The following is a 13,225-nucleotide window of genomic DNA, read 5'->3' on the forward strand; positions in this document are numbered from 1 at the left end:
TAGAGGATTCTACGACTACCACATGCTTCTGGGAATCGAAAGAAAACGGAAGAAAAACGAAGGAATTCTAAGAATACATTAATATAAAGAGGGAGGATAGAATATTTCCAATAAACAAGAAAAAACAAACACGAACTGACGAAATATCAATGATGATCAACGAAGGAGGGTTAGGTGCCGACAGGTATTATATTATTAAATATATGAAGGGAGAAGATGAAAGAGAGGCGAGAAAAGCAAAAAAAGAGAAATAATATAATCATTTATGTAAACGAAGATAATAGAGAAATTGAATATACAGAAAAAGTGCCAGTTTCCGGTTACTAACGTTAAGAAATGAGGAGATGGCACACGTGTTTGTATTCTTCTTTTCTTCCACATAAACTTTAGCAATTAGACACCGAATTGGTTTAAATGGTGGTCCAGATGCTTGTAGATCCCTCTTCCCCATTGTTCGGAGGTGAGCTTCCCGAAAAAAGGGTGGGGATGATCTGTACAAGCTTCGGGACCATTTTTTTGAAGTCTTATCAGCTTTTGTTTCAATCTTTCTTTTTCTATTTCAAAGTCTTTTTCGCTTGTGATCAAAATGTCTGGGATAGTAGGCAAATTGTGGGCTAAAGGTTTGTCATTATAAAAGAGGGGTTTTGCGAATCTGCCGAGGAATATCCCTAGCCAACTTCTCTTGGGGAAAGAGTAGCCATTGGCGATATCCTGGAATGCGGAGCAATGAGCGAGCATTTGAGAAACATTCATCTTTCCCCATTTCGGCTGTGAATGAATTGTTAACTTATCTATGCGACTCAGTATTTGATCTGTATGTGTGGATTCAAAAATACTATTCATTAGAATCACCCTTCGTTTATTATTTCACACAAAGAACGCTATGGGTCATCGATAAAGTATTTTAACGTTAACGTTATTATATCCTATTCATAGTCCTTATGTTTAGAAATGTTAATTGAATAAGCAGTGGTTTGACATTTATACATTTTTCCATAACTTAAGGGGGTTTATGGAAAAGTGAATTCAGTTCCTTCAGTGAGGCATGGTCATTTTTTCTAGTGCAGAGAACTTATCAAGAATTACACCCCCATGGATGCAGTTCGAAGTTACCGGAGAGCTCCCTGAACATATGGATCCCGGTATGGTTGCAACTTACCGCTTGCAGCCAGTGTTTGGAATTACATTAAGATGGGTGACGGAAATCACTAACATGGAGGAGAACAAGTACTTTATTGATGAACAGCGTTATGGTCCATAATGCGGCAGAGATTTTTCCTTTGTTGAAAGAAGACAGATGTTAGTATATCTGCGGTGATGGGTAGCTGGATGGCTCCGGCGTCGCCTGAGACAAATTATATGGAAACGTTGGAAGAAGGTCAAAACAAGATACCAAAACCTTATGAAATTAAACATTCCCAGGCAGAAAGCCTGGGAATGGGCGGATACAAGGAAAGGGTACTGGCATATTGCCTGTAGTTATATCCTTCATAGAGCAATACGAAATGAAAGTCTTGAAAAGACGGGATTGAAAAATCTCAATCATCTTTTCAAGAAAGCGAACTCAACCTATTGAACCGCCGTATACGGAATCGTACGTACGGTGGTGTGAGAGGACGGAGGTTAGTCACCTCCTCCTACTCGATTCTTAATCTTAGGATCTATTACTTTATTTTCGCTACGATCTTCCCGGTCACATGACGTTCAGAAAGACTTTCCAGTGCCTGAGGTACCTCTTCTAAGGAAATCGTCTCACTTAAAAGTGGAGAAAGCTGTTCTTCCGTCACCATCGCAAGCATGTCGTCTCCCATAACTGCAAGATCCTTCTGAGAATCGGTATCCGCCTGATGAACCGCGCCAAGGTCTATTTCATGGTACGAAGGGACAATTGTAAATGGCTTCACTTTCATGAAATCAGGCGCGCCAGCGATATATACGAGATGTCCAAGGTGAGCGAGGTAGTCGAGCGAAGCGGTTGTATTGTCACGACTCACGGTGTCCACTACGGCGTCGACGCCTTTGCCATCTGTAATCTCTTTGACCCGTTCTGCGACGTCTTCGTTCCGGTAATCGATCGCTTCGTCTGCGCCCAGACGCTTCACATAGTCGTGGTTACGCCTGGAAGCGGTAGTCAGTACCTTTTTGCCTGCAGCTTTCGCCAGTTGGATACCGAAACCACCGACACCTCCAGCTCCTGCATGGATCAGGATTGTATCTACCTGGTCGAGCGGTAACTTGCGGTGGATCGCCTGATAGGCGGTGTAACCTGCTGTTGGCAGAGCGGCAGCTTCCTCGAAGCTTACGCTATCCGGGATGCGTGAAATGGTGTGAGCGGTCGTTACAGCATACTCCGCGTATGCTCCGTTTTTTTGCAGGTTGCCGTGATAGACGACCCGGTCACCTTGTTGCCATCCGGTAACACCTTCTCCGATTTCTACAATCGTGCTTTCATTGTATGTTCCTCTCCTTTTCTGAGCAGGTTGTTTCAATAAGCGTGATGATACACCATGTGAAGCCGTGTTCGCCAGTAAGAAACATTTAGACAATCTCAAGTAAGCGGGGGTTGATTAGAAGTTTACGTAAGGAAGACGCTGAATCCAAAAAAGGAATGCTCTGAGGGCATTCCTTTTTCACTGACTACACTATACGGTTGTTTTTTCTTTAAGGTGCTCTCCAGCGATTCCGGGGTAGGTCATTTCATAACTGTCCAGGATAATCTCAAGGTCTTCGTGGCTCAAGATGTTGTATTCCTGGCAAAGGCTGCGGACGGTCTTCCCTGTTTTGATTCCCTCTTGGGCGATCTGGGAGGATTGATCGTAACCGATATGAGGACTCAAAGCTGTAATGGTTCCGAGGCAGTGTTCCACGTTTTCTTTGAGGGCTTCTTCGTTGGCCTGTAGATCCTTCAGACAGAGGTCTGTGAAAACGTTGAAGCCGTTCCTCATGATGGTGATGGACTCCAGGATGTTGAAGATCAGCACCGGTTCCATAACGTTCAACTCCAGCTGCCCCGCTTCAGAAGCCATGCTCACCGTGTGATCGTTCCCCATGACTTGGAAAGCGATCTGATTGATCACTTCCGGCAGGACCGGGTTCACTTTCCCTGGCATGATGGAAGAGCCGGGCTGACGGGGAGGAAGGATTAGTTCACCCAGACCGTTTCTCGGGCCGGAAGCCATCAGTCGGATATCATTAGCGATCTTCGACATGTTCGTCATCGTATTCTTCAGTGCGGAGGAGATTTCGGTGTAGGCATCTGTATTCTGGGTAGCGTCCACCAGGTTCTCGGCCGGCCGGAGCGGCAATCCGCTGATTGAAGCTAAATGCTCCACGACCAGTTTCGTATAGGTTGGATCGGCATTTAGTCCCGTCCCTACAGCAGTCGCCCCCATGTTGATTTCATACAAATTCTCTTTGGATCGTTTAAGACGTTTGATATCCCGCTCGATCATCCGCTCATAGCTCTGAAGCTCCTGTCCCAACCGGATAGGTACTGCATCCTGGAGGTGTGTGCGCCCCACTTTGATGATGTGGTCAAAATCGGCTGCTTTCTTCCTGAACGTCTCAGCCATCTCTTCCATCGTCTTCTCGAGCTGCGTCAGTGCTGTTATTACAGCGAGATGCATGGTGGTAGGGAAGACGTCGTTTGTGGACTGTGCCATATTCACATGATTGTTGGGGTTGATATGTTGGTACGTCCCTTTTTCCTTCCCTGTCAGCTCCAAGGCACGGTTGGCGATGATCTCATTGGCGTTCATGTTCAGGGAGGTACCGGCACCTCCCTGGATAGGGTCCACCAGAAATTGATCATGCCATTTTCCTTCCGACACTTCCTCGGCAGCTTCGATGATAGCGTCGCTTATAGGAAGGGAGAGGTGGCCGATGTCCCTGTTCGAGAGAGCGGCGGCTTTTTTCACCATTGCGATGCCCTCGACCAAAGATTCGTTCAGGGCATACCCCGTAATCGGAAAGTTTTCTTTCGCCCGCAACGTCTGTATTCCATAGTAAGCATCAGCAGGTACTTCTTTCTTGCCAAGGGAGTCTGTTTCTGTCCGGTAGAGACGATTCATGAAATCATTCCTTTCCCTGTAGAAATATTTGTTCACCCATAATGAACCTCAGCATAGTCTTCTTCTTCATAATCCTCTTCATCGGAGGGGTTGTTTCTCTCAGAGGAGCTGACGACTACTGCGGCTGTAGCATCTCCTAACACGTTCACGGAAGTACGGATCATGTCGAGGATACGGTCGATTCCTGCGAGCAGAGCGATTCCTTCAAGCGGCAGTCCGATGGAAGTCATAACCATGGAAAGCATGATTAGTCCGGCACTCGGAACTCCTGCCGTACCTATAGAAGCGAGTGTAGCAGTCAATACGACGGTCAGCTGATCGATGAAGGTGAGTTCTACCCCGAAATACTGAGCGACGAATAGGATACAGACCCCTTGATAAAGGGCGGTTCCGTTCATATTGATTGTTGCACCGAGAGGGAGGACAAAGCTGCTGATTTTCCGAGGTACTTTCAATTTTTCTTCAGAATATTTGATGGTCATCGGTAGTGTTCCTGAACTGCTTGATGTGCTGAAAGCCACCATGATGACAGGTATCAGTTCTCTGAAAAACGTGATAGGGTTCATCTGTCCTAATACCTTCACGGAAAAGGCGTAGACCAAGACGACGTGGACGAGTGACCCGACCAGAAGAGCCAGAATGACTTTCAGTAACGGCCATAACACTGATATTCCATACTGTCCTACTGTCGGAGCGATAAGACCGAAGATTCCGATCGGAGCGAATCGCATTACAATCCCTGTGATTTTATACATGACTTCTGCGAGTTGATCGAATAGTTGATAAAGCGTGCGGGCTTTCTCCCCGGCCATTGTGATCCCGATTCCGAGGAAAATGGCGAAGAAAATGACCTGAAGCATGTTCCCTTCGGTCAATGCGGCGATCGGATTAGTCGGCACGATGTTCAGTAGCGTTTCCTGAATACCGGGCGTTTCCTGAGCTTCCACCTGTTGCTGATTTTCCGGAACGTCGATATCCAATCCGGTTCCCGGAGAGAAGAGATTCGCGCTCATCAGTCCGATGGAAATGGCGATAGCGGTTGTGACCATATAAAAGGAAACAGTCTTGAGACTTAGATTTCCAAGCTCTTTCAAGTTACCGGTGCTGGATACTCCGACTACGAGAGAAGACAACACCAGGGGAACAATAATAAATTTGATCAGTCTTAAAAAAAGATCGCCTAAAGGCTGTACTACTTTGATGTCAGGACCTACAATAGCACCTAAGATAATAGCGAAAAAGAATGCGATGAAGATTTGAATCACGAGATTGTTTTTCATGTTATCCCTCCATATTTGTTACTAGATACTAATGTAAGCGCATACCTACACAAAAAGACAAAAACATACGGAAGAATTCAGTGATTTTTAAAAGGGGGATCTATCGTGATCAAAAGGAAATGGTTTTTTCTATTGGTGGTACTCATCACAGTGCCATTAGCCGGAGAGCTTAAATTTTATCCGTTCGAGGGGGACTTTCGAGTAAGTTTCGGGACACCTTTATTTTTCTTCTTATTACTGTGGAGAAGAAGTCTGCACCGGTTGACCTTTATCATAGGTGTGGCGGGTTCGGTCGTTCTTTTCAGAATCGGGTTGGAGATGTATGGAGGTAGGTCAGGAATGGAAGAAGCTTTTCTGGCCCATTTCCCGGTGTTTTTCTATTACTTGACTTATGGTGTATTATTCCGGTTCTTCAAGGTGTCTGAATACTATTATAAACCACTCATAATCGGTGTCTTTGGAGTGTTGCTGGAGGTTTTTTCGAGCACAGTCGAAATTCTGTTGAGAAGTGGAGTGATGAATCAGCCTTTTGACTATGGAACGATGTGGTTATTGGTGGAAGTCGCTGTCATTCGCAGTTTTTTTGTGCTAGGATTTTTCAATATTCTTTTGTACAAACAGGTAAAAATAGAGGAAGAACAGCAGAAGCAACAGAAAGAGCATATAATGATGGTCGTTTCCGGGTTATATGCGGAGGTCACGCATCTATCTAAATCGATGCGAGATGCTGAAATGGTGACCAAAGAGAGTTATGATTTATACAGGCAGGTGAACCGCAATGAGCATCCCGCTCCCGCTCTGTCCTCGGCGCTTCTCGGGGTAGCTAATAAAGTCCATGAAATCAAAAAGGACAACCAGCGGATCTATGCGGGGTTGTCTAACGTCGTTTCCAGGGAGAGTGGTTCTTCGTATCTCCGTATGAAAAGTATCGCGGATATTTTGATGAGATCTAATGCGACTTATGCGGAATTTCTCGGCAAGGATATCCACTTCAGATTCGAAAGTGATGATCATGAGTCTTCCTACCCGACCTATGTCCTTCTCTCGCTGCTCAACAACCTGATCACCAACGCGGTAGAGGCGATCGAAACAAAAGGAGAGGTGGAGTTGAACGTTAAGAGAGGAGGGAACAGCCTGGAATTCAAGGTGACAGATGATGGACCGGGAGTTCCTGAGAAAGTGAAGGACGTTATTTTTGAGCACGGATACACTTCCAAATTCGACTCCTCCGGTTCTCCTTCCACCGGCATCGGTCTTTCATATGTACGGGAAATTGTGGAGAAGATGGAGGGGACGATCAAATTGAAAAAAGAGGAAGGTCAACATTCTTTTCTAATCCAGGTGTCGGAGAAGAAACTTATGGAGATGGGGGATTAGTATGAATTACTTTATCGTTGATGATGATGTATCAGTCAGAGCAATGTTGACAGAAATGATCGAAGATGAGGATCTCGGCACAGTAGTCGGAGAGAGAGAAGACGGGGCAGATATCGACGCACCTATCCTTGAAGCGAACAAAGCCGACATTCTCCTGATAGATTTGTTAATGAAAGGGAGAGACGGGATAGAAACCGTAAAACAGGTAGCGGGACAGTATAAAGGGAAAGTAGTCATGATTTCTCAAGTAGAGACTAAAGATTTGATAGGAGAGGCTTACTATCTCGGGGTGGAGTATTATATTACGAAACCTCTGAATCGTATGGAAGTGGTCAGCATTTTGAAGAAAGTCAACGAAAGGATTTTATTGGGTCATTCTATTGAGAACATTCAGCGCTCTTTGAGTGTTATTACCGATCAGAGCCCGGGTACAGGGAAAACGGAAAAACTGAAAAATATCAAGGAGAAAGGATACGACATTCTGGTTGAACTCGGAATCGCCGGGGATAACGGTTCCAAAGATCTTCTGGAAATAATTGATCATCTTGATAAGAATCTCAGGCAAGACGGAGATGATACTACATCTCTCAAAAGCGTCTATGAGAAACTAGCCTGCCATAGAGTGGGGAAAGAAGCTAAGCATTTGGTGCTTCAACGGGAAGTGAAAGCAGCGGAGCAGCGTGTTAGACGTGCGGTTCATCAGGCTATATCTCACATCGCGTCCCTGGGACTGGATGATTTCGGGAATCCGGTATTCGACAAGTATGCTTCTGCGTTCTTCGACTATGAACAGGTTCGGAAGAAAATGATGGAGTTGGAAAAAGGGAAAAGGCATCGTATAAGAGTAGATACGAAGAAGTTCATTCAGATGTTGTACTGGGAAGCGAAACGGAACATAGACAAATGATAATTCTGAAAAAAAGTTATTTCCTAAATAAGCAGCGAGTTACTTATACGTTGATCATGAGGTTTCGTTAAAGTGGAACAGAAGTAATTCATAGAGTCATAGATAGAATGTGGATTGTGGTTGGTTGTAACCTGATGAACACAAAAAACACGCTGTTTCTTTACGGGAATCAGCGTGTTTTCCGGTTTCTTCACCGAGTATTGTCAGATACCGTCTAAGGATAATAAGAATGTAACGACACAAACCACTACTAGTAGGCCTAAGCTGTATTTCAAGGTCATTTTGAACAACTGGGATTCTTTTCCGGTCTCCTTTACTGCTGCTGTCGCTATCGCAATAGATTGCGGGGAAATAAGTTTAGCCATGACTCCACCTGCTGTATTTGCTGCAAGTAACAGAGATGGGTTGGCCATAATCTGATTTGCCGTAACAACTTGCAAATGTCCGAACAGCGCGTTATTACTGACAACAGAACCTGTGATGAAGACACCGATCCATCCGAGAATAGGACTGAATAGAGGGAAGAAATCCCCGGTTTTAGCTAATGCGAGTCCGATAGTCGAGCTTAGCCCTGCAAAGTTAGATAGGTTTGCAAAGGCCATGACGAAACAGATGGTTATTACAGGAATCCATAATTCCTTAATGGTCAGTTTTAATGAATTCATCCCTTCAGGCAATGTAATCGCAGAACTGAACCATCCCGTAAGAAGAATAGCCACTAAAATTGCAGTACCAGTTGCAGATAGCAAATCTAATTTAAAGAGAGCATCTAAGGTTGTGATATCCGGAGCAATTGGTGGTGCTTTCTGTATCTCCTGGTGCAGAAAAGGGATTGGGATAAAGGCCGTAGTTTGTTCCAAAAGCCCGCCTTCGTTGAAGAGAGCTTTGAAGGAAGGCAAGCTCCATAGTGTGATTGTTGCGGTAAGAATATAGAAAGGAGACCAGGCTTTGATAATATCTTTCGGACTGTAGGATTCTCCCTGTTGCACCGGTGGAGCATTCGCTTCACGGTGTATAGTCTTCGGTTGCCATTTTCTCAAGAACAGTGCAAGACCACCCATGCTTAATAGAGCAGCTAGAATGTTCGCAAGCTCAGGGCCCAGGAATAGAATCGTGAAGATTTGGGTTCCTGTGTAAATACCGCTAATAACGAATAATGCAGGCAGTGTTTCAGCTACACCTTTGAAGCCGCTTAAGATAAAAACAAGTAAAAATGGAATGACAAACGAAATCATTGGTAAAATGTAGACCAAGGTCCGTGATAGTTCCATTGTTTCAAGGTTCCCCATCTGTGCTCCCACGATAACAGGGATCCCGATAGCTCCAAAGGCTCCGGAAGCAGCGTTGGCAATCAGACATAGAGCTGCGGCTTTCAGTGGACGGAACCCGAGTTCCACAAGTAGAGCAGCACTGATGGCAATCGGCACTCCGAATCCCGCTGCACCTTCGAGGAAGGCATTAAAGCTGAAGCCGATCAACAATAGCTGAAGGCGCTGGTCATGGGAGATGGAAGCTATACTGGAACGAATGACTGTGAATTTCCCCGTGCGAACGGCAATTTTGTATAACCAGACAGCCATAATGACGATATAACCGATCGGCCACAGGCCATTGGCAATCCCGTGCAGGGAAGCAAAAAGAGCTTTCTGTAATGGCATATCAAAAAATAGGACCGCTACGAAGATACTTAAAGCAAGTGTCAGAAAAGCAGCCAGGATTCCTTTCATTCTGAATCGCGTCAGTGCCAGAAAAAAGAAGAATATCGGCAAAGCTGCAAGAAGAGAACTGATAAACATATTTCCAAAAGGGTCATACTGTTGCAACCACATAGGTCATCCGCTCATTTCTATGATTGAATTTAAGATATCGGTTCGTTTTCAAAGGTGGCAGTCAGGATGTTTTTCAACACGGAAGCACTGTGGTCGAATAATTGTTGTTCTTTTTCATTCAAGCTTACTTCCACGATGTTACGTACTCCGTCTCGGTTCACAATGGCCGGCACTCCTATATATACGTCTTTTGTGCCGTATTCGCCGTTCAAGTAAGCACTCACGGTCAAAATGACATTTTCGTTATTAAGAATTGCTTTCGTCATACGAGTAAGCCCCATAGCGATCCCGTAGTACGTAGCACCTTTTTTCTCGATAATGTGATAAGCAGCATCACGTACATTTATAAAAATCTCCTCAAGATCTTCAACTTTATATTCTTCATGACGTTCCACCAGTTCAAGGATAGGAACTCCTCCAACGGTTGCGTGGCTCCATACAGGCAATTCTGAATCTCCGTGTTCTCCGATAATGTTTGCATGGATATTAGACGGCGTCACATCGAAATACTCTCCGAGGAGATAGCGGAATCTGCTGGAATCCAGAATCGTTCCACTACCGATCACCCGTTCTTTTGGAAGGCCACTGAATTTCCAGGTCGCGTACGTAAGGATATCTACAGGGTTCGTCGCTACGATGAAAATTCCGTTGAATCCACTTGCCATGACTTCGGATACTATCTTTTTGAAGATTGTCAGATTCTTTTTCACAAGGTCTAATCTGGTTTCTCCTGGCTGTTGGTTGGCACCTGCACTGATGCATACTATCTCCGCATCTTTACAGTCCTGATAAGTACCGGCCCATGTCTTTGTCGGATTCGGAGCGAATACTTTTCCATGATTCAAGTCCATGGCGTCGCCCGTAGCTTTATCTTCATTCAAATCGATAATGACAAGTTCTTCAGCAACAGACTGGTTGAGCATTGCGAATGCGTAACTGCTTCCTACAGCTCCTGCTCCGATAAGTACAACTCTATTAACTTTATCTTTTTTCATATGAAACCCTCCTGATTTCTAACTTTGTGAAATATATCACATGATTATTGTCTAATATTTATCACGTTAAATCAATGGTGTCTGTTATCTTTTTCACAATAATTGCAGCATTTTTCTAAGTAACCGTTTTCTTGTTCATGATTTATTCACAATTGTGCCCGTACACATGTATGAGAGGAGATAACGTTCCTGGTCGATATTCACGTCTCCTGTATAAAGGGTCTAATCCTCACTCTGACAATTGAACCAACTCATTTATTCGGTCTCTCCTAATCAAGTATGTTTAACATTAGGTTCTGTTAAAGTCTATGGTTGATGATAGAAACGGAAGTTGGGGGAGCCCGTATTCATGCCCGCGGAAAGACTCCACCTGGAGGGACGGAAATAAATGTAAAGAGATAATAGTGATTAACTTATAAGGAAAAGTGGAATAACTTACGTAGAGGTGAGAGCTAGTGAGAATATATAAGATCGAGAGAACCCAGCAGCTTCCGATTAGCATAAGTGAGGCATGGGCATTTTTTTCAAGTGCAGAGAACTTATCAAGAATCACACCCCCATGGATGAAGTTCGAAGTTACCGGAGAGCTCCCTGAACACATGTACCCCGGTATGGTTGCCACATATCGCTTGCAGCCAGTGTTTGGAATTACATTAAAGTGGGTGACGGAGATCACTCACATGGAGGAGAACAAGTACTTTATTGATGAACAGCGTCATGGTCCATATCGATTCTGGCATCATCAGCATCATTTCAAGGAAATTGAAAACGGCGTAGAGATGACGGATATTGTTCATTACGCTCTTCCCTACGCTATGATTGGACGGCTAGCACACCGTATCAATATCGAGAAGAAGCTGAATGAAATTTTCAAGTATAGGCATCAGAAGGTCGAGGAAATATTTAAGCAAGGGAAATAACTGATTCACTCCTTATTCCTGAAAAAGTACATCGTCAGCGTACCGAATACGGCGATCAAACCTAGGGAAATGTAGGTGATGGTCAACAATTCACTCGTCACATCGTACCCGTGGATCAAGCCTCTGGAAGCATCGACCACGAAGGTTATCGGATTGATCTCCACAAAGCGCTGCAGCCAATTCGGCATCGTCGATGGATCCACGAACACACTGCTCAAAAAGGTAAGTGGGAATAGAAGCATCATACTTATCGCCATCAGGGCTTTTTCGGAACGGACGATGATTCCGAGGATCGTCCAGACCCACGATAAACTGAAAGAGAAAAACAGAATGACCAGGACAGCAAGAATAACTCCTATAAAGCCCGCTTCTGCACGAAATCCCAGAATGTATCCAAGGGTGATCATGATCGTCGAGGCGAGGGAGTATCTCACTACATCCACTAAAAGAGCCCCCACGAGCACAGCAGGCTGCCAGATCGGGAGGGAGCGGAAGCGGTCAAAGACGCCTTTTTCGATATCTTTATTCAAATCCAGACCTGTGTACATCGTGATCATCGACACGGTCATCACCAATATGCCCGGGAGGACAAAGTTCAGGTACTCTCCTGTCGAGCCTGAAATCGCTCCGCCGAAAAGGTACGTGAACATCAATAAGAAGATGATCGGGAAGGCTGTCACATCAAAGAGCTGCTCCGGGATATAGCGAATACGTAACAAGGCACGCCATGCGAAAGTCAGGGCGGCGTTCACTGGTGTCGTTTTGGGTGGGCGCTCTTCCAGAATGAGTGGTTTCTCCAATGAATTATTCTCCACTTGCTTCTCCACCTTCCCCTTGGGCAAGTTTTCCGGTTATCTGCAAGAATACGTCATCCAAACTTGGTTGCTGCATAGAGAAATCCTTCACGGCTATTTGTTGTGCCGCCAATTATCCAATCGCTTTTGCCGCTTTGGACTGGTCCTTCATCGTAACGGAGAGCGATAAATGAGTACGGTCGACCTCAGGCGCCTGAGTGAACATCTTTGTGAAGATGGATGCCGTTTCGTCCAAATCCTTTTCGTTTTCGAATTCGATGATCAGGCTTCGGATGCCGATCGAAGACTTCAATTCCTCGCTTGTCCCTTCTGCAATCAAAACTCCCCGGTCTATGACACCGATGAGGTCGGCAAGCTGATCCGCTTCTTCCAAATATTGCGTTGTTAGAAATACCGTTGTCCCTTTTCTCACCAGTGCCCTGATGATATCCCACACTTCGTTGCGACTTCTCGGGTCGAGTCCGGCGGTCGGTTTATCGAGAAAGAGCAGTTCGGGGGAAATGACGATACTTGCAGCGATATCGATTCTTCTTCTCATACCGCCGGAATACTTCTTCACCTGGCGTTTCGCCGCATGCTGTAAATTGAAAGCGGCTAACAGATCATCCGCACGTTCCTTCGCCTCTTTGCGGGAAAAACCGACAAGCCTGCCGATGAAAACCAGGTTCTCGCGGCCGGAGAGTTCTTCATCGACAGAAGCGAACTGCCCCGTCAGACTGATCGATCGCCGTACTTCATCCGCTTCTTTGATCAGGTCGTGACCCATCACGGTTGCCTGACCTTCCGTCGGTTTCAACAGGGTGGCAAGCATACGGATCATCGTCGTTTTCCCCGCTCCGTTAGGCCTGAGAAATCCGTAAACGATCCCCTTTGGAACCTTTAGGCTGATGCCATCCACCGCTCGTTCTTTCCCGAAGGCTTTCACTAATTGATCCGCTTCTACGGCGTATGTTCTATTGGACTGGTTCATGCGCCCGGTCTCCCTCATTGATTATTTTTTCCATAAGCGGGCTTTAGGGATTTGGTGAAAAG

The 13,225-nt window shown here is 45.2% G+C and carries 12 protein-coding genes; 4 read left to right on the forward strand and 8 right to left on the reverse strand.

Annotated elements, in window-relative coordinates; all coding sequences use genetic code 11:
* Window positions 1-393: 393 nt before the first annotated feature.
* On the reverse strand, window positions 394-843 hold the full coding sequence (locus tag BW944_RS12300; protein ID WP_076560141.1) for a DUF1569 domain-containing protein: 450 nt from the start codon (window positions 841-843) through the stop codon (window positions 394-396).
* A 202-nt stretch (window positions 844-1,045) separates the two neighbouring features.
* Here BW944_RS12300 and BW944_RS14920 point away from each other — a divergent pair, with 202 nt between their 5' ends.
* A complete protein-coding gene (locus BW944_RS14920; RefSeq protein ID WP_143525713.1) occupies window positions 1,046-1,261 on the forward strand; it encodes an SRPBCC family protein in 216 nt (71 codons plus the stop codon).
* Window positions 1,262-1,664: 403 nt separating this feature from the next.
* Here BW944_RS14920 and BW944_RS12305 read toward each other — a convergent pair whose 3' ends face one another.
* The 3 genes from BW944_RS12305 to BW944_RS12315 form a co-directional block, all read right to left on the reverse strand.
* On the reverse strand, window positions 1,665-2,489 hold the full coding sequence (locus BW944_RS12305; RefSeq protein ID WP_076560143.1) for a zinc-binding dehydrogenase: 825 nt from the start codon (window positions 2,487-2,489) through the stop codon (window positions 1,665-1,667).
* 153 nt (window positions 2,490-2,642) lie between these two features.
* A complete protein-coding gene (gene aspA, locus BW944_RS12310) occupies window positions 2,643-4,070 on the reverse strand; it encodes an aspartate ammonia-lyase (protein ID WP_076560145.1) in 1,428 nt (475 codons plus the stop codon).
* 32 nt (window positions 4,071-4,102) lie between these two features.
* Window positions 4,103-5,350 (reverse strand): dicarboxylate/amino acid:cation symporter, encoded by a 1,248-nt coding sequence (locus tag BW944_RS12315; RefSeq protein ID WP_076560147.1) that lies wholly within the window; start codon window positions 5,348-5,350, stop codon window positions 4,103-4,105.
* A gap of 105 nt (window positions 5,351-5,455) precedes the next feature.
* Between BW944_RS12315 and BW944_RS12320 the strand changes: the two genes are divergently transcribed.
* Complete coding sequence (locus BW944_RS12320; RefSeq protein ID WP_084193743.1) at window positions 5,456-6,727, forward strand: sensor histidine kinase; 1,272 nt, start codon at window positions 5,456-5,458, stop codon at window positions 6,725-6,727.
* Window position 6,728: 1 nt separating this feature from the next.
* Window positions 6,729-7,634, forward strand: a complete 906-nt coding sequence (locus tag BW944_RS12325) for a response regulator (RefSeq protein WP_076560151.1) — start codon at window positions 6,729-6,731, stop codon at window positions 7,632-7,634.
* A 203-nt stretch (window positions 7,635-7,837) separates the two neighbouring features.
* Here BW944_RS12325 and BW944_RS12330 read toward each other — a convergent pair whose 3' ends face one another.
* Window positions 7,838-9,463, reverse strand: a complete 1,626-nt coding sequence (locus tag BW944_RS12330) for an L-lactate permease (RefSeq protein WP_076560153.1) — start codon at window positions 9,461-9,463, stop codon at window positions 7,838-7,840.
* A gap of 29 nt (window positions 9,464-9,492) precedes the next feature.
* Entirely contained in the window at window positions 9,493-10,458 is a 966-nt protein-coding gene (locus BW944_RS12335) for an L-lactate dehydrogenase (RefSeq protein ID WP_076560155.1), read from the reverse strand.
* A 455-nt stretch (window positions 10,459-10,913) separates the two neighbouring features.
* On the opposite strand from BW944_RS12335, the gene BW944_RS12340 reads away from it, so the two are divergent.
* Window positions 10,914-11,378 carry an SRPBCC family protein gene (locus tag BW944_RS12340; RefSeq protein WP_076560157.1) on the forward strand — a complete coding sequence of 155 codons (465 nt, stop codon included), beginning with the start codon at window positions 10,914-10,916 and terminating at the stop codon, window positions 11,376-11,378.
* A 5-nt stretch (window positions 11,379-11,383) separates the two neighbouring features.
* Here the strand turns inward: BW944_RS12340 and BW944_RS12345 are convergent, their stop codons facing one another.
* On the reverse strand, window positions 11,384-12,178 hold the full coding sequence (locus BW944_RS12345) for an ABC transporter permease (protein ID WP_084193750.1): 795 nt from the start codon (window positions 12,176-12,178) through the stop codon (window positions 11,384-11,386).
* A gap of 127 nt (window positions 12,179-12,305) precedes the next feature.
* Window positions 12,306-13,163, reverse strand: a complete 858-nt coding sequence (locus BW944_RS12350) for an ATP-binding cassette domain-containing protein (protein ID WP_327291249.1) — start codon at window positions 13,161-13,163, stop codon at window positions 12,306-12,308.
* Window positions 13,164-13,225 lie beyond the last annotated feature (62 nt).

It is taken from the genome of Salimicrobium flavidum, assembly GCF_900156645.1.
Lineage (GTDB): Bacteria > Bacillota > Bacilli > Bacillales > Halobacillaceae > Salimicrobium > Salimicrobium flavidum.

What these genes read in the sequence shown, in the direction of transcription:
- BW944_RS12300 (WP_076560141.1), bottom strand. Translation starts at nt 843, where the DNA reads ATGAATAGTATTTTTGAATCCACACATACAGATCAAATACTGAGTCGC.
- BW944_RS14920 (WP_143525713.1), top strand. Translation starts at nt 1,046, where the DNA reads ATGGTCATTTTTTCTAGTGCAGAGAACTTATCAAGAATTACACCCCCA.
- aspA (WP_076560145.1), bottom strand. Translation starts at nt 4,070, where the DNA reads ATGAATCGTCTCTACCGGACAGAAACAGACTCCCTTGGCAAGAAAGAA.
- BW944_RS12315 (WP_076560147.1), bottom strand. Translation starts at nt 5,350, where the DNA reads ATGAAAAACAATCTCGTGATTCAAATCTTCATCGCATTCTTTTTCGCT.
- BW944_RS12325 (WP_076560151.1), top strand. Translation starts at nt 6,729, where the DNA reads ATGAATTACTTTATCGTTGATGATGATGTATCAGTCAGAGCAATGTTG.
- BW944_RS12330 (WP_076560153.1), bottom strand. Translation starts at nt 9,463, where the DNA reads ATGTGGTTGCAACAGTATGACCCTTTTGGAAATATGTTTATCAGTTCT.
- BW944_RS12335 (WP_076560155.1), bottom strand. Translation starts at nt 10,458, where the DNA reads ATGAAAAAAGATAAAGTTAATAGAGTTGTACTTATCGGAGCAGGAGCT.
- BW944_RS12350 (WP_327291249.1), bottom strand. Translation starts at nt 13,163, where the DNA reads ATGAACCAGTCCAATAGAACATACGCCGTAGAAGCGGATCAATTAGTG.